This is a genomic window from Propioniciclava sp. LT294 (assembly GCF_059516005.1).
Genome location: NZ_JCAKNG010000008.1, coordinates 115,203 through 130,633 on the forward strand (window position 1 = coordinate 115,203; position 15,431 = coordinate 130,633).

A 15,431-nucleotide genomic window follows, 5' to 3' on the forward strand; every position below is an offset into this window, starting at 1 on the left:
CCGGCGGCGGCAGCCGCCGGGAGCCAGCAGGTCTTCGGACTCGGGATCAACCGGAACGGTGCGCCTTCCCGGGGTTCGCCCCAGTGGCTGCCATCGCTGGCATGCACCGCCCGTCACCCTCACCGCTGCGCGTCAGTCCCGGAGTCACACCGGGTTCCCTGACCCCACACACCGTGGAGCACGACTGGCGGACAGCAGACTAGCGCCTACCCCAAGCCGACGGTCACGCAGCGAGTGGCTGGCCTCCGCGGGGTCAGGTTCGGCTTCGCCGGAGTCAAGGCCTCGCCCGCCCTCTTGGGCAGCAAAGACCCCCGCCCTTGTCGGACGGGGGTCCACTGGTGGAGCTAAGGGGATTCGAACCCCTGACCTTCTCATTGCGAACGAGACGCGCTACCAACTGCGCCATAGCCCCAAGTGCTCGAGAGCGAGGAACACTCTACCACGCAGCCCCGCAGCACCGAAATTCGGGGCCCTGCCGAGGCGGGGGAACGGGTCACTCGCCGACGGCGCGGGGGCGCTCCTCGTCGTCGGTCGCGACCGGCCCGCCGGGCAGGTCGGCCGTGACCGGCACTGCTGCGGCCGGCACGGGAGCCGAGAGGTCGATCGTCCGGACGGTGCGCGGGGCGAGCGGCCTGCTCACGTACGTGGGGGCCGTGATCGGGATCGGATCCCACAGTGACCCGGCGTGTCCGACCGGGGCGACGATCTCGATCGAGAGCTCGTTCTCGTCCTCTTCGCCCCGGCCCAGCACCGCGATCGCGACGGTCTCCTCGTCCACGCTCTCGCCACCCCGGACGAGCCGGGCGCGGGCGTCCAACTCCCGGCGCATGCGGGCCACGGTGACGCGGGCCACGACGAGGAAGACGACGATCAGTCCCAGGGGCGCTGCCATGATCCACCACGACACGAGCCCGAACCCGGCCAACGCCCCGACCACGCAGGTCACCACGGCCAGGAACACCAGGACGACCCGGCGGCGGCGTGCGGCCTCGTGGTCCTGGCTGGCCAGTTCACGGAGAGCGGCGCGGCGGTTGAGCGGGGTCGAGATCACGGCGGTGCCGTTCTCGGCCGTCTCCAGCGGCGTGCCATGGCGGACGATCGTCACGGAAGCCGAGAACGGCTCCCCGGGCTCGACCTCGTCCAGCAGGCCGTTCTCCTTGCGGTTGAGGATCAGGGGAACCAGGTAGACCAACCAGAACGCCGCGAGGGCGCCGAAGATCAAACCTGTGAAACTCATGGCTCAAGACCTTAGGGTCGGGCCGGCCCCAACCCGCGACGGACGCGCCGCCCCCGACCAGAACCGGGCACTCAGCGGGCTCCGCCCAGGCGTCCGATGAGGCCCTCCGGGCCGACTTCCTCAGCGTGCAGGGCGAACATCAGGTGGTCGCGCCAGGCCCCGTCCACGTGCATGTAGGCCGGCCGTTCCCCCTCGAAGCGGAAGCCGAGCTTCTCCACCACGCGCAGGGACTTGGCGTTCTCCGGCCGGATCGCCACCTCGAGGCGATGCAGGCCCAGGGTCGCGAACATGTGGTCCCCGGCCATCGCCAACGCCGTGGGGGCGATCCCACGCCCCGCCAGGTCGCGGTCGACCCAGTAGCCGGCCATCCCCCACCGGGCGGACCCCCAGGCGATTCCCGAGATGGTCATCTGCCCGGCGAGCACCGGGACGTCGTCCGGCTGCTCGGTCCAGGTGATCAACCACGGGAGCGCGCGTCCCGCGCGGGCCTCCGCGTTGAAGCGGGACACCATCTGCTCGAACGAGAAGCCTTCCTCCGCGGCGTCGTCCGGGCGCGTGCCATCCCACGGAGCCGTCCAACTGCCGTTGCGCGACCGGGCCGAGAACCACGCCGCGGCGTCACGGCGGCGGATCGGGCGCAGCCCCACCGGCCCGTGCTGGAGCGTGACGGGCCACCGGCGCGGCCCGAGCAGGCTCACGGAAGGGAAGCCGCCGGGTGCGCGTCGTCCAGCACGATGCACTCCACCGTGCTGCCGGCCTGCGCGCCGTCCCACGACTCGGGGATCACCACGAGGACGTTCGCCCGCGCCAGGTCCCAGGCCAACTCGGAATCGGCCCCCGCGACGACGCGGACCGTTCCGTTCTCCTCGCGGACGGCGGGAACGAACTGCGTGGCGCCCGCGGGGGCCTTGAGCGCCTCGGCGAGGCGTCCCTCGACGCGTTCGGCCCGGAGCGGGTCGACGTCGTTGAGCTTGTTGATCACCGGCCGGACGAGGGCGTGATAGGCCACGTAGGCGCTGACCACACCACCGGGGAGGATCACCAGGGGCGTTTCGTTCTCACCCAAGCCCGCGTAGGCGATGCGCGCCTCACGGTTGATCGCGACGACCGCCTCGTCCAGCCCGTCGATGGCCTCGCGGACCACCTCACCACCCCCGACGACCACGATCAGGTCGGCGCGGATCTGCTGGTCGGCCACGGCCTGCTTCACCTTGGACACGTCAGCGGGGACGATGCCCAAGGGATAGACCGTGGCACCGTCGCCGCGAGCGGCAGCGGTGATCAGCGCGGTGGCGGCGTCGTAGCGCTGCTGGGGCTTGGTCAGCGGCTGGCCGGGCGCGACGAGCGTCTCACCGACGGTGAGGACGACCACCCGCGGACGCGGACGGACGAGCACCTTGTCGAGGCCGACCTCGGCCAGCACGGCGACCGACCGCGGGGTCAGCACGTCGCCGGAGCGGAGCAGCGGCGTCCCGTCGGCCAGCTCGGAGCCGGCCCGACGCAGGTTCTGGTAGAGGCGTGCCTCCTCCCGGATCTCCACGTAGCCGTCATCGGCGAGGCTGCCGAGAGCCGCCGGGACGACCGCGTCCACCCCCTCGGGGATGATCGCGCCCTCCTCGAGCTCCACCGCCGCACCCGACACCAGCGGGCGGCCCGGCCCGTCGGAGGCGCTGATGCGGTCGACCACGTACAGGCGCTTGGGTGCGGTGCGCTTCGCCCCGACCAGGTCGGAGCCGCGGACGCCCCAGCCGGCGATCCGGGCCGTGGTCACCAGCGGCAGGTCGAGGTCGGAGACGATGTCCTCACACAGCACGAGTCCGGGGACGTCCCAGATCTGCATGCCGAACGGCCGCATGGCCCCCACCTTGTCGAGCAGGAAGGAACGCTGCTCGTCGAGGCTCCGCCGGACGGGCTTCCGCGACCGTGGCTCATCGGGATGCTGCAGGGCCGCGGCGGTCGCGCCGGTGCCGCCGGCCGCGGCACTGTCGGCGGCTGTGCCGGTCCGGGTCCCGTCGCTACCGGCACCCGGGCGCGGAGCGGTCTCGTCGTCAGTCGTCTTGCGTCCAAAGAGGGCCATGAAACTACAGTAGGCGAATGTCCACCACCTCCCCGGCATGGCTTCCGCGAGCCTCGCAAAGTGGGGTTTCGAGCTCGCCGCACCCCGGCAAGGACGCCGTGCGCCGGGCCGTGTGGACCGCTCGCGCCGCGGACGCCCGGCGGGCCCAGGCCGACACCGCTCGACTCCCCCGCCTCCTGGCCGCCTGCTCCGGGCACACCGCGGTCGCCTGCTACTTCTCAGTGCCCCCCGAGCCCGACACCGCCGCCCTGGTCGCCGCGCTGGCGGACGCCGGCGTCCGGGTGCTGCTGCCCGTCCTGAAAGGCCATCGGACGCCGGCGTGGGGCTGGTACGACGGCCCCGGCTCACTCGTGCCCGGGTGGCGGGGCATCCCGGAACCCGCAGGCCGGGCGCTGCCCCCCGAGACCCTGGCCGCCTGCAGCTTCGTCTGGGTGTCGGCGCTCCGGGCAACCCCCTCGGGCCATCGCCTCGGCACCGGCGGCGGCTGGTACGACCGGGCACTGCTCCACGCCGCCCCGGACGCCGTACGCGCGACCCTGGTCGGCGAGTCGGAACTCGTGGACGCCGTCCCCCTCGACCCGTGGGACCTCCCGGTCGACCTCGTGATCACGCCGCGCGAGACCGTGGTGACCGGTGCCCGCGGCGTCCGGCTGCCGCCCGGGGAATAGCGACGGTGGGCCCCGACGTTAGAATCCGTGGCTGACACCAGGTTGAGAACGAGGAGAACCATGCCCACCTACCAGTACCGTTGCGCCGATTGCGGACGCGAGCTCGAGGTCGTGCAGAAGTTCACCGACGCCTCCCTGACCGAGTGCCCCACGTGCACCGGCGACCTGCGCAAGGTCTTCAACGCCGTCGGGGTGGTGTTCAAGGGGTCGGGCTTCTACGCCACCGACAACCGCACCAAGGGCAAGGCGGACGCCGCCAAGCCGGCCCCCGCCGCCGCTGCGAGCGCTTCGGCCGCCTCCTCGTCCAGCTCGGAGAAGAGCTCGGCCGCCTGAGTGACAGGCGCTGCCTAGTGTCCCGGGCGTGACACCTCGCCCCACCCACCCCCTTCGCCGGATCCTGTACCTGCGCCGGCGCCCGCTCGCCGCGCTGTGCGCCTTCACCGCCGTGCTGGCGGCGCTGCTGGCCCTGAACCCCGCCCAGCCTCCCCGGGTCACGGTGGTGACCGCACGCTCGGCCCTGCCCGCCGGCACGCTGCTGGCGGCCGAGCACCTCTCCAGCACCGAGGTCCCCCTGTCGGTCGCCCCCGACGCCGCGCTCGAGGCCGAGGGCGACGCGCTGGGGCACACCCTGTCCGGCCCGGTCACCGCGGGGAGCGTGCTCACCTCGGCGTCCGTGTCGACCGGAGGACGGCTGGCCCGTCCCGGCCACGTGGTGGCCGCGCTCCCGGTGCCGGGCGACGGCATCGCCGCGTTGGTGCGGCCGGGCGCCCGACTGGACGTGCTGGACGCCAACGGAGAGGCGCTGGCGCAGGACATCCCCGTCGTGGCCCCTCCCGACACGCCCGGCTCCCCCGGCCTGCCCTCCGCGGGAGGAGGGCGGACCGTGCTGGTCGAAGTGCGGGCGGAGGTCGCTGCGAAACTCGCTTCACAAGGGAGTTCGTCGATCACGGTCGTCGTGCGCTGACGCGGTGGCCCCTGGCGGGGGATCCGCTCCTGCGCCGCCCACCGGCCCCAGCCGCGCCCATCCGCCACAGCCAATTCGATACGATCGCTCCGCCGGGCAGCCCACGCCCCAACCGCGGGCACTGCCCCCGAACCGAGAGGATTTTCACCATGAAGGGTTTCAAGGACTTCTTGATGCAGGGCAACCTCATCGAGTTGGCCACGGCGGTCATCCTCGCCGGCGCCTTCGGCAAGGTCGTCGAGAGCTTCACCAAGATCGTGCTGGACTTCATCAGCCTCGCCGGTGGTACCCCTGACTTCAGCACCGTCACCATCCCGGGGGCCAACATCAACGTCGGCGTCTTCATCACGTCCCTGATCTCGTTCATCGCGATCGCTGCGATCGTGTACTTCTTCGTCATCAAGCCCTACCTGCACCTCAAGGAGGCGCAGGAGCGCCGTCTGGACGCGAACACCGCGCCGGAGTCCCCCGCCCCCACGACGGACGAGCTGCTCGCCGAGATCCGCGACCTGCTCAAGGACCGTGCCGCCTGAGCATCCACTCGGCACACGGCCCGGACGGGGCCCATCCTCCTCAGGATGGGCCCCGTCCTGCATGTGAACGCCTACGTGCGACCGAAGTGGGGCGGCACGTCGGCGAGCAACCGTCGCTCGTCCGCATCGAGGTGGGTGCGCCTCGACGGTGGCAACACCGCCAGCACCGTCAGTCCGTAGCGCTCGCGGGCCCGACCGATCGCGGCGTGGAGCTGCGCGGCACCGAGTCCTGAGCGCAGCGCGTCCGGGACGGGGTGCGGCCAGGGCTCGACCCCTGCGGTGGCGTGCGCGTGGGCCCGGATCCGCTCGCCCGTCCAGCCGGCGGCGTCCAACTGGGCCTGCAACTCCGCGAGGTCAGGGGCGGGCTGGACGCCGAGGTCCAGCTCCTCCCCCGTCAGCGCGTGGGCGATCGCGGCGTGCCAGGGCTGGTTCACGCCTGTCCGATCACCTCGGCCTCGACGACGCGCGGCTCCCCCTCGTCGGGCAGGTGCGCGTCCCCCACGACGGTCACGGGCTCGGCGAAGGTCCAGTCGCCCTCGACGGTCAGCGAGTGCGCCTCGCGCAGGGACGGCACGTACTCGACGCGGGCGTCGAAGTCGGGCAACAGGCCATAGAAACGCTTGTCCAGCGAGATGCCGGGGAGGCGCTCGGTGGTGGCGACGAGCCGGGCGTCGCCATCGAGGGCGAAGGCGTCCGAGCGGACGAGCATGAGCTCGTTGGTCGTCTTGACGGGGAGGAACCGGTCCCGCTCCACCGCGATCGCCTGCGCTCCGGGGAACACCTCGATCGCCGCCCCCATGGCGGTCTCCATCTGGATGACCGGCGTGGAGTTCGCGTCGGACGGGTCGACCGTCTTGATGTTGCGGATGAGCGGAAGCCCCAGGACGTTCTGGCGCTCGGCCATGAGTCGCTTGAGCGCGGACAGGTCCACCCACAGGTTGTTGGTGTGGAAGTAGGGGTGCCTGTCCTCGTCGGTGAAGAAGTGCATCTCCTCGGGCGCGCACTGGGCGGTGTCGCGCAGGATGAGCTGCCCATCCGCCTTGCGGACGGCCAGGTGACCACCCTTCCGGTCGTTGGGCGTACGGGAACACACCTCCGCGGCGTACGGCGCCCCCGACCGGGCGAACCAGCCGGCCAACTCAGCGTTGGGTCCGGCACCCAGGTTGTCGCCGTTGGCGATGCTCACGTACCGGAAGCCGGCCTCGAGCAACTGGTCGAGCAGGCCCGTCCCGACGAGCGCGGTGTAGATGTCGCCGTGCCCGGGGGGACACCACTCCAACGTGGGGTCGGCCGGCCACTCGACCGGCTCGTACCCGTCGAGGGTGAGTTTCGGTTCGAAACCCTGCAGGAAGTCGATGGGCAGCCCATCCACGGGCAGCTCGTCGTAGATGCCCAGGTGGTCGAGCGTGGCCTCGCGCGTACGGAAACTGTTCATGAACAGCAGGGGCAACCGGGCTTCGTAGCGCTCGCGGGCATGCAGGACCTGGGCGACGAGGATGTCGAGAAAGGTCTTGCGCCCGCGCACGGGCAGGAGCGTCTTGGGGCCCTCCAGGCCCATCGAGGTACCCAGCCCACCGTTGAGCTTGATGAGGACCGTGCGCCTCAGGGCATCGGCCGCGAGGTCGGGATCGACCTCGACCGACGCGAGGCGCGGCGGGTCGGTGAGCGGGTCGATGTCACGCTCGCGGATGAAGCCGCCACCCCCGGCGTCCAGCTGCCCGTAGTAGTGGGTGAAGACAGCGATCGCCGCGTCGGTCGCACCAGCGTCGACCATCTTCTGGCGAGCTCGCTCCAAGCCTGTCGTCATGGCCTCGACTCTAGCGGCGCGTGAGGAGGCTGGAAAAAGAAAGGGAGAGCGACGCCGGTCGAAGGGCTAGAAGCCGTCTACCCACCCCCAGGAGACATCAACTACCTGGCGTCGCTCTCGCGTCTAAGACTATAACCCACTTCGGAGGTTTGGGGCACCCCCCAGTAAATCGCTTCGAGATGTCCTCAGGATGAACGGACGGATAACTCTTCAACTTTCGTCGAGTGCCGGGCTCCTCCCGGACACCCATGGGGGTATCGGCTTGGCCGCGGTCTCGGCGTTCGTTGCGCGGGGAGGGCTGCGCTCACTCCGAGCTGCCGCACCGGGCATCGTGCCAGCGGGGCAACCACAGGACGCAGCAGTCGTCCGGCACCCCTACAATGGCGGGCGGAGTTGGCCCCGTAGCTCAGGGGATAGAGCAGTGGTTTCCTAAACCATGTGTCGCAAGTTCGAATCTTGCCGGGGCCGCCAGCCCGAAACCGAACTTGACTAGGACTTTCATCCCAGATTTTGTTCTATTCTTGACCCTAGTTTTGGGGCCTCGGCCGGGTTTGGTCGGTATATGGTCGGTACAGGAATAGCAGCGAGTCCCTGTTGGGGCATCCGGATCGCTCTCTTGGCAGCCCTGTCCAACCCGTTGGAGACCTCGATCAGGTCGGACGGGAAGAGCCCTGCGTAGTGCTTCAACGTGGTCGAGGGATCCTCGTGACCGAGCATCCGCGATACGGACACGACCGACGCGCCGGCCTGGATGGCGAGGGACGCGGCGGTGTCGCGGAAGTTGTGGGGCGTGACCTTTCTCGGCAGCCCTGCGGCCTTGACTGCGGTGTCGAGCCGCCGGCGTCGCCAGTTGGAGTAGCGGACGTATCCCCCGTTGGCGTCGGGGAAGAGGAGCCCGGTCCGTTGGACGATCCACCGGCGTAGCTCAGCCGCGATGAGGCCGGGCAGGGGCACCGTGCGCGCCTCGTGGTCCTTGAGGGTCCCCAGATGGAGTACTCCGTTGACCTCGGCCACGGCCACCGTCAGCCGGAGTTCGTCGCCCCGGAATGCAGACGTGGTCAATGCGATGCACTCTCCCCAGCGCAGCCCTCCGTAGGCCATGACCAGGACCATGACCCGGTCCCGGGCATCCATCTTCGCGACGAGCCGCCACACCTGTTCATGCGTGAGTGGGGCCGGTTCGTTGCGCCTGACCCTGGGCAGCTTGACGCCCTCCACGGGAGAGCGCTGGACGAGCCCGTCGGCCAGCGCCATCTTGTACATGCTGCGCAGCAGACCGACCGCCTGGCGGGTCGAGGACGCCGACATGGTCGAATACAACAGGTTCGCCCACGCCGCCACCTCCGAGGGCGCAATCGAAGTGAGCGGGCGCTTGCCGAAGCGCGGCAGCAGGTAGCGCTTCGCCAGCCCTGCTTGGCGCGCCAAGGTCGAGGGCTTGATGGGCGGACGGACGCGCTGGAAGTGCTCCCACCACTCCCCCACCGTGACCCCTTCACGAGCAGGAGCGGCCCAGGTGTCGGCTGCGAGCGCGGTCTGCTGGCTGCGCTCCCACGCCACGGCGTCGGTCTTGCGGGCGAACGTGCGGGACCGAACGTAGCGACTGCGGTGGTAGACGCGGACCCGCCACCGCCCGTCTGGGCGCTTGTCGATCACAGCCGGTGCTGGGGACGGTCGGGCAGCTGACGCTGGGCGTCGATCCAGATCTTCAGCTCCTCTAGGTCGTAGCGCACGCACTGGCCGATCTTCAACCACGGCGGGCCTCCGCCCCGGCAACGCCAGGCGTTCAGCGTGGACACCGTGATCGTGAGGACGGCCGCAGCTTCCTGAGTAGTGAGCAGGGTGACGGTTGCAGAGCGTGACATGGGGTGTGTTCCTCTCCGTGAAAGAGGGCCAGTTGCGACTGACGTCTGCTATCGCCCTCGATCCACCCGGCTCCAGTTGCACGGGCAGACACCCCCACAGGCACGGTTTGATGGCTGGGTGGCCACACGAAAGGGGGGATGTTTGCCTACGAGCGCCACGACTAGGGCATATGAGTCGGCGACCCATAGTGGCAGCCCTTGCTGGGGACTTCGTGGACCCGCTCCACTCACCCATTCCCCGCCCCGCAAACTGTCAGGCGCGAACCTGACAATTGGGCCATGTTGCAGGAACCTCGAACGGCTGGGCAGCTCCACTTGGGCGACCTGCCTCGCCGCTGGCGGAAGCTGGACTTCCTTCACAGCTACGTCAAGAACGAAGCCGAGCATCGCGAAGCGGGTGTTATAGACCCGCGCCGATTCGACGAAGCTCGGCCCGGCGGCCATCGCCTGTATCCGCAGGTGGAGCGATACCTTTCTGCAGCAATGGACTGCCACTGGGCCCTACCTAGGCTCCTCGAGTCACATGGCGCCACAAACACCGCAATGTGGTGCATCATGCGAGCCCAGTTCGAAGCAGCCTTCAGAGCCCTATGGCTCTTGGCACCCCCCACAAGTTCGGACCGGGTACTCCGGGGAATCCGGTTTGAGTGGCTTGACGATCGTGCCGCCTCCGTCCATGCGCGCGAGATGCTTACCGACCCGCTCCTCGAGATTGACGCCAGTGCAGTCGCAGAGGAATACGCCCGCACCGAGAGGCTCCGCTCCGAACACGACCGTGTCTATCGCAACGAGGTCGCCCAGCACGGTCGAGCTTGGCGTGATCCTCAGAACCTGAACATGATCATGGAGTTGTCGGCACTGGACGCCGAACTCGGCGGGGGCAAGTACAGGATTCTGCTGCGGCACGCATGGCGAACGCTGGCCGGCTTGCAGCACGGAAACGTCAGCGCGTTGCTGCGCGTATCCGACCAAGAACACTCCAGACCCACGGAGCACGGAATCCACGTACTACTCTCCCCCGGCGACGCACCCTTTCAGTCCCTGAGCACCACCACCTCCCTGTTGACGCAACACGCCCTGGTTCGGTACCTGAGCTGCCACCGCCCGTCGATGCGAGCGAACGCCCTCGATCTCCAAGCGACCTTGGATCTCCGTCGTCAATGGAAGTTCGCCTAGGCCAGCGGGCGCATCTACGTGGGCACCCTGCGTTTCGCGTCAGCTGTTCGACACTCTTACTAGAGTCCACGGATGCCGTGGGGCAGCTTGCGATTGGACGGCGGCCGCGGCGCGAGCTGCTCCCCGGATGGCGGCTGTCAGACCAAGTTGGGCGGGGCGGAGCGGGATGCTCGCGAGCGCGTCGACCAGTTCCGAACGCACGGTGGACTCCAGAGGTTCCCACCAGAGCGGTCCTGCGTTCGCCAAGCCCCCACTGATGACGACGACGTCTGGGTCCAAGCACGTGATGAGACCTGCCATCGCGCGACCCAAACCCGTGGCTGCCGCGGCGATGACGCGCAGAGCGATGCCATCCCCTTCGGTCGCTGCCCTGAAGACCCCGACTGTGTCCGGGATCGCTGGGGATCCGCCGAGGGCTAGGTAGCGGCGGTGGATGGCTGGGCCGGCCGCGAGTGCTTCCAGGTGACCGAGGCAGCATCCGCGCGGCCGTCATCATCCGCAGCTCGGTGACGAACTCCCCGATCGTCTTGCCGGTGTGCGCCTTGAACAACCGGCGAAGCGCGGAAGGGCTCAGATCCGCAAGCCGGCACAGGGCATCGGTGTCTGCCTGCACGGTCGGATGGTGGGTGAGGAAGTCGACCACCGCCTCGATCCGGGGATCCCGCCGCACCGCGCTCCCCCGCCCCGGCGTCGGCACGGCCGACTGCACCTGGAGGAGCCGGTCGCGGCCCAGCGGCGGTGAGCTCTCAGCCGCCCTCTCCACCAGCTCGGCGATGATGAGCTCCAACAGGCCCCGGATCCGGAACACGCGCGCACTCGAGGTAGACACCGCGGCCGCATGCAGCGCCTCGAAGCGATCACGAACCGGGCCTTCCGGCCCGAAGTGCGTCACGACCGGCACCCCGTAGTAGGCCGACAAGAAGTCCGAGTCGCCCAGCTTGACCGAGGTGATGAACCGGATCGAGATGAAGGAGATCTCCCCACCGGTCGCCTGACAGGACAGCCGAGTGCCCTCCGGGATGAGCACGACATCGCCCGGCCCCACTGCCACCGTCTCCCCGTCCAGCTGGAAGTCTGCAGTCCCGCGCGTGATCAGGCGCAACAACGAGTAGGGGACGCGGCTCTCCGGGTAGACCCATGAGCCCGAGAACTTGTACTGATCGGCCAACAGGAACGTGAACCGGAGGCCGGCGTACAACTCGTGGGGCTCAGCCATCCCCGGCCTCGGCGAGCACTTGGTCAGCAGGGAGGAGCGCGCGTCGCATGAACTCGTCGCGACAGGCAACCGTCGCCCTCAAGATGGCCGCCTCGGGAACGACGCCCGGGTAGCCATGGAAGCCGCCGGCGAACATGTGCAGGTCCACCGACACTCCGGCCTCGGACAACCTTTGGGCATAGACGAGGCACTCGTCACGGAAGCCCTCAGCTGAACCCACATCAATGTAGGTGTGCGGCAACCCGGCCGGATCAGCCACGCGTGCGGGAGCGGCGTAGTGCGAGACATCCGGGCCGCCGCGGCGGTCGCCCAACAAGGCCGACCCCGCGAACCAGCTGGCCCCGCGATCCCAGGCCCCCTCGTCGTTCAGCATCCGGCTGCTCGCAGTTTCGAACCGGTCATCCAGCATCGGACACAGCAGCACCTGATGGCTCAGGTGCGGGAAGCCACGATCACGTGCCATCAGGGCGACCCCCGCAGCCAGCTCGCCTCCGGCGCTCACACCCGCCACCAGCATCCGATTCGGATCGACGCCCAGTTCCTTGGCATTCTGCGCAACCCACGCCAGGCCCGCGTAGCAATCCTCAACCGGGGCCGGATCAGGATGCTCAGGAGCCAACCGGTACTCGATGGTCACCAGGATCGCCAATCCCTCAACCACGTACCGCACGAACGAGTCGATGCCAGACCATCGATCACCCAACACCGTGCCCCCGCCGTGCATGTAGCAGATGACGGGCAACGGACCGGTCTGGGCAACAGGCCGCACCATCGACAACGGGACCTCGCGCTCCTCGGAGTGCTCGTCAGTCGTGTACTCCTCCACCCGAACGGCGTCGCTGGTGACGACCCCATCGGGTTTGCGACCCTCAAGAGCTGCACGTCGCCAGACCTCCAGCGTTTCGGCCGAGAGGCTCGGCACACCAGCCCGAAGAACCGCCAGCGGGGCCACGAGCTCCGGATCAAACGCAGGACGGACGGGGGTATCGGGGAAGCACGCGGACGGATCGTGCATGGGAGCCTCTCCTCTCTGAAGTCCCGCCCATCTTCCCAGCCGAGAGACGAGCGCAGACCTCCAACCCACTCAACCTGTTCAGGCTCCGACTCGACCACGCTGGCGACGCACTCGAAGAGGCGGATTCGGGAAGGGGGAGACAGGGATCAGCACGAGAATGCATCGCTTCTGACAAGCTTGGGGTGAAACTACCGCGTTGGTCTCTACGACGAACGCGACTGGTCTTAAGAGGGATTAGATGGACGGCACCCGCGATCAAGACAAGACGCACAGCCACCACGTCGCTGATGCAGACCATGTGATCCAGTACGCACGAGACCGCGGGCGGGAAGCGCGCATCGATGAGGCCCGAGTGGGCCGCGCGCCAGTCGAACGCACTCAGTACTACGTCGATCACCTAGGCCGCCCGACCATCGTCAAAGAAGCCAACGGGCGCACCGACGTATTCGTGGGCGATGATCAGATCCCGTACTTCCCTGCTGGCCCTGCGAGGACCAAGTGGGAGCTTACGCAGAGGGCAGAGCGTCTGGCTGGACAGTCGGGGCCAGAGGTGCACCGCGAGCTCAGGGCCCTCCGCGAACAGTGGAAGTCAGCGGGAACTGCCGATCGATCAACGGAGTCGGCACTGTGGCCTCGCTTCCAAGCAGCCCAAGACCGTCACTATGCCCTGCGGGCCGCCGAGTTCGAGCAGAACAAGGCAGCCAAGCAACGTCTCGTCTCCCAAGCAGAGTCCCTAGCCACTTCCTCGGACCTGAGATCAGCGTCAGACCAGATGCGCAACCTGGGCGAAGAATGGAAACGAATCGGCCCCTGCGAGAAGTCGGACAACGAACGCCTGTGGGCACGCTTCAACCAAGCACGAACCCGACTGAACGACCGCAAGAAGCAGGACTACGACAAGCGCCAACGCGAGTGGGCCGCCAACAAGGCAGCCAAGGAACGTCTCGTCTCCCAAGCAGAGTCCCTAGCCACTTCCTCGGACCTGAGATCAGCGTCAGACCAGATGCGCAACCTGGGCGAAGAATGGAAACGAATCGGCCCCTGCGAGAAGTCGGACAACGAACGCCTGTGGGCACGCTTCAACCAAGCACGAACCCGACTGAACGACCGCAAGAAGCAGGACTACGACAAGCGCCAACGCGAGTGGGCCGCCAACAAGGCAGCCAAGGAACGTCTCGTCTCCCAAATGGCGTCCTTGGCGCAATCTCACGATCTTCGAGCAGCGAAGGACGAGGCTCGTAACCTCGACACTCAGTGGCGGTCGATCGGCCCCTGCGCCAAGTCGGACAACGACTTGTTGTGGCAGCAGTATAAATCGGCCAAGGAGCGGCTCTTCGAGGCGGCGAAGCGTGCTGGTGAGCAGAGACGAGCAGAAGCACGACAACGCGCTCAAGACAAAGTGTGGCGGCTGGAGGACCAACTCCGGAATGTCGAGGCGGCCATCTACCGTGCTGAGGAGAGCTACTCGAGGGCGCTCTCAGCCCGATCCCCATCCATGAAGAACCCAAACTGGATGACCATCTCCAACAACCAGCAAGCCCGCCAATCAGCAGCTCGAGACAAGCTCATCTCCTTGGGCCAAAGGAAATCAGATGTGGTGAACAAGCTCATGGAGGCTCGATCACGTCTGAGCCAGTTCTAGCCAAATCCCGAGTCGGAGAGCAGGCCTAAGTCGACTTCAGCAACCGAAGGGCCGTGATGCCCGCACCCACCAACCCCGGCTCCGCGAACTGCGAAGGCAGAATTGTGGGCACTTCGAGCCAGTTCGGGAGGGCCTGTTTGAACTCCGCACGCATGGTCGCGGCGAACTCGGGCCAGTGTTCGCGTGTGATCCCCCCCGACAGAACGACGGTTTGCGGCTGAAACACGGCGCAAACCTGTCCCAAGAAGTTGCCCAACCGGTAGCCGTACTGCTCACGACCGCGTTGACACCCGAGGGATCGCTCCAACTCCGAAAGCCCATGTGAACCAAGCGCCCACCATGCTTCCGACTGAGTCGCACGCGTGGCCAGTCGCCACTCGCCGAGATCCCAGTTTCGCCCTGAGCAGGGCCGCATGACGCCTCCCTGCCGATCTGTCAGGCCAATACCCACCGAGGTTCCCAGAGAGATGCCCATGGCACCGTGAGTCACGCCAGGCATCTGCGCCGCAGCGAGGACGTGTGCCTCGCCGTCATTCATCACGGCCACGGGACATTCGAGTTCTTCGCACAATGCTTGACCGAGGTCACCCACCAAGGAGGGGGCTGCGCGAGAGAGCCTCACCCGGCCCTGTTCTTGCTCCACGAATCCTGCGATCGCGATGCCAACTGCCGCGGGTCTCTGGGCGATCCGTCTGACCTCATTGATCAGATCGGCGCGATTCCCGACCGAAACACGCCGTACGTTCATCCCGTGGGAGTCATCAAACCGTGTGATGCGAGTTGAACTCCCACCGATGTCGACTGCAACGACCGTCATCCCGTGACCTCTCAGGAAGGGACCCTTCATCGACCAGTGACGGGCGCTCCATGTACCCACTCTGGCGACATCAGGCTACTCAAGAAGAACCCCACGTCAGCGTGGCGCGTGCCCTGACACCGCGGGATGGCAGCCTCACCAGCATCCCCAGTCGTCTTATCAGATGCCGGGACCGGCTCCTCGGGGGCCAACCGGCCCCACGCCTAGGGCGGGTTGTATGCGGATACGGTCCCGGGTCAGTGCCAGTCCGTGCGTCGTCTCGTACTGCGAGCTCGTGGCGCCCAGACCAGGGGACTGTCGGAGTAACGGTGTGTGGGGGTCCGGCCTGATCCGAAAGGAGATGGCCGTGACTGACACGACCGAGATGACCGAGATGATCGACCCCGTGACGGGAGAGATCATCGATCAGAAGCAGCT

Annotated in this window: 16 protein-coding genes, 2 tRNA genes, 1 pseudogene and 1 riboswitch; of the genes and pseudogenes, 7 read left to right on the forward strand and 12 right to left on the reverse strand. The window is 67.9% G+C overall.

Annotated features, from left to right (window positions below):
• Positions 1-8: 8 nt before the first annotated feature.
• Positions 9-204: riboswitch (cobalamin riboswitch) on the reverse strand.
• Between the two features lie 132 nt (positions 205-336).
• The 4 genes from AC5YDA_RS11565 to AC5YDA_RS11580 form a co-directional block, all read right to left on the reverse strand.
• A tRNA-Ala gene (locus tag AC5YDA_RS11565) sits at positions 337-412 on the reverse strand.
• A gap of 81 nt (positions 413-493) precedes the next feature.
• Entirely contained in the window at positions 494-1,237 is a 744-nt protein-coding gene (locus AC5YDA_RS11570) for a hypothetical protein (RefSeq protein WP_496188469.1), read from the reverse strand.
• 71 nt (positions 1,238-1,308) lie between these two features.
• Entirely contained in the window at positions 1,309-1,935 is a 627-nt protein-coding gene (locus tag AC5YDA_RS11575; RefSeq protein WP_496193023.1) for a GNAT family N-acetyltransferase, read from the reverse strand.
• Positions 1,932-3,314, reverse strand: a complete 1,383-nt coding sequence (locus AC5YDA_RS11580; protein WP_496188467.1) for a molybdopterin-binding protein — start codon at positions 3,312-3,314, stop codon at positions 1,932-1,934. The genes AC5YDA_RS11575 and AC5YDA_RS11580 overlap by 4 nt, the downstream gene beginning before the upstream one ends.
• Positions 3,315-3,331: 17 nt before the next feature.
• On the opposite strand from AC5YDA_RS11580, the gene AC5YDA_RS11585 reads away from it, so the two are divergent.
• The 4 genes from AC5YDA_RS11585 to mscL all read left to right on the forward strand — a co-directional run bounded on the left by AC5YDA_RS11585 (position 3,332) and on the right by mscL (position 5,479).
• Positions 3,332-3,982 (forward strand): 5-formyltetrahydrofolate cyclo-ligase, encoded by a 651-nt coding sequence (locus tag AC5YDA_RS11585; protein WP_496188466.1) that lies wholly within the window; start codon positions 3,332-3,334, stop codon positions 3,980-3,982.
• Positions 3,983-4,042: 60 nt separating this feature from the next.
• Positions 4,043-4,315, forward strand: a complete 273-nt coding sequence (locus AC5YDA_RS11590) for an FmdB family zinc ribbon protein (RefSeq protein ID WP_496188465.1) — start codon at positions 4,043-4,045, stop codon at positions 4,313-4,315.
• A 28-nt stretch (positions 4,316-4,343) separates the two neighbouring features.
• A complete protein-coding gene (locus tag AC5YDA_RS11595) occupies positions 4,344-4,946 on the forward strand; it encodes an SAF domain-containing protein (RefSeq protein WP_496188464.1) in 603 nt (200 codons plus the stop codon).
• A gap of 149 nt (positions 4,947-5,095) precedes the next feature.
• Positions 5,096-5,479 (forward strand): large conductance mechanosensitive channel protein MscL, encoded by a 384-nt coding sequence (mscL, locus tag AC5YDA_RS11600; protein ID WP_496188463.1) that lies wholly within the window; start codon positions 5,096-5,098, stop codon positions 5,477-5,479.
• 71 nt (positions 5,480-5,550) lie between these two features.
• Here mscL and AC5YDA_RS11605 read toward each other — a convergent pair whose 3' ends face one another.
• Positions 5,551-5,913, reverse strand: coding sequence for a hypothetical protein (locus AC5YDA_RS11605; RefSeq protein ID WP_496188462.1), 363 nt, complete (start codon positions 5,911-5,913; stop codon positions 5,551-5,553).
• Positions 5,910-7,286 carry a UTP--glucose-1-phosphate uridylyltransferase gene (locus AC5YDA_RS11610; protein ID WP_496188461.1) on the reverse strand — a complete coding sequence of 459 codons (1,377 nt, stop codon included), beginning with the start codon at positions 7,284-7,286 and terminating at the stop codon, positions 5,910-5,912. Before AC5YDA_RS11610 ends, AC5YDA_RS11605 begins: the two co-directional genes overlap by 4 nt.
• Positions 7,287-7,681: 395 nt before the next feature.
• Between AC5YDA_RS11610 and AC5YDA_RS11615 the strand changes: the two genes are divergently transcribed.
• A tRNA-Arg gene (locus AC5YDA_RS11615) sits at positions 7,682-7,757 on the forward strand.
• 27 nt (positions 7,758-7,784) lie between these two features.
• On the opposite strand, the gene AC5YDA_RS11620 is transcribed toward AC5YDA_RS11615, so the two are convergent.
• Both AC5YDA_RS11620 and AC5YDA_RS11625 read right to left on the reverse strand, forming a co-directional pair.
• Positions 7,785-8,939: a tyrosine-type recombinase/integrase gene (locus AC5YDA_RS11620; protein ID WP_496193024.1), complete on the reverse strand. Its 1,155-nt coding sequence runs from the start codon at positions 8,937-8,939 to the stop codon at positions 7,785-7,787.
• Positions 8,936-9,148 (reverse strand): helix-turn-helix transcriptional regulator, encoded by a 213-nt coding sequence (locus AC5YDA_RS11625; protein WP_496193025.1) that lies wholly within the window; start codon positions 9,146-9,148, stop codon positions 8,936-8,938. Before AC5YDA_RS11625 ends, AC5YDA_RS11620 begins: the two co-directional genes overlap by 4 nt.
• A 279-nt stretch (positions 9,149-9,427) precedes the next feature.
• Between AC5YDA_RS11625 and AC5YDA_RS11630 the strand changes: the two genes are divergently transcribed.
• The gene (locus AC5YDA_RS11630) at positions 9,428-10,324 is read left to right on the forward strand and encodes a hypothetical protein (RefSeq protein WP_496193031.1); all 897 of its coding nucleotides are present in this window, start codon (positions 9,428-9,430) and stop codon (positions 10,322-10,324) included.
• A gap of 39 nt (positions 10,325-10,363) precedes the next feature.
• Here AC5YDA_RS11630 and AC5YDA_RS11635 read toward each other — a convergent pair whose 3' ends face one another.
• The 3 genes and pseudogenes from AC5YDA_RS11635 to AC5YDA_RS11645 all read right to left on the reverse strand — a co-directional run bounded on the left by AC5YDA_RS11635 (position 10,364) and on the right by AC5YDA_RS11645 (position 12,555).
• Positions 10,364-10,786, reverse strand: coding sequence for an ROK family protein (locus AC5YDA_RS11635; protein WP_496193030.1), 423 nt, complete (start codon positions 10,784-10,786; stop codon positions 10,364-10,366).
• A 496-nt stretch (positions 10,787-11,282) separates the two neighbouring features.
• Positions 11,283-11,540 (reverse strand): annotated as a pseudogene (locus AC5YDA_RS11640) (cupin domain-containing protein); the annotation flags it as partial.
• Positions 11,533-12,555: an alpha/beta hydrolase gene (locus AC5YDA_RS11645; RefSeq protein ID WP_496193026.1), complete on the reverse strand. Its 1,023-nt coding sequence runs from the start codon at positions 12,553-12,555 to the stop codon at positions 11,533-11,535. The gene AC5YDA_RS11645 and the pseudogene AC5YDA_RS11640, both read right to left, overlap by 8 nt.
• A gap of 238 nt (positions 12,556-12,793) precedes the next feature.
• Here AC5YDA_RS11645 and AC5YDA_RS11650 point away from each other — a divergent pair, with 238 nt between their 5' ends.
• A complete protein-coding gene (locus AC5YDA_RS11650) occupies positions 12,794-14,197 on the forward strand; it encodes a DUF349 domain-containing protein (RefSeq protein WP_496193027.1) in 1,404 nt (467 codons plus the stop codon).
• Between the two features lie 25 nt (positions 14,198-14,222).
• Here AC5YDA_RS11650 and AC5YDA_RS11655 read toward each other — a convergent pair whose 3' ends face one another.
• Positions 14,223-15,014: an ROK family protein gene (locus AC5YDA_RS11655; RefSeq protein WP_496193028.1), complete on the reverse strand. Its 792-nt coding sequence runs from the start codon at positions 15,012-15,014 to the stop codon at positions 14,223-14,225.
• Between the last annotated feature and the right edge of the window lie 417 nt (positions 15,015-15,431).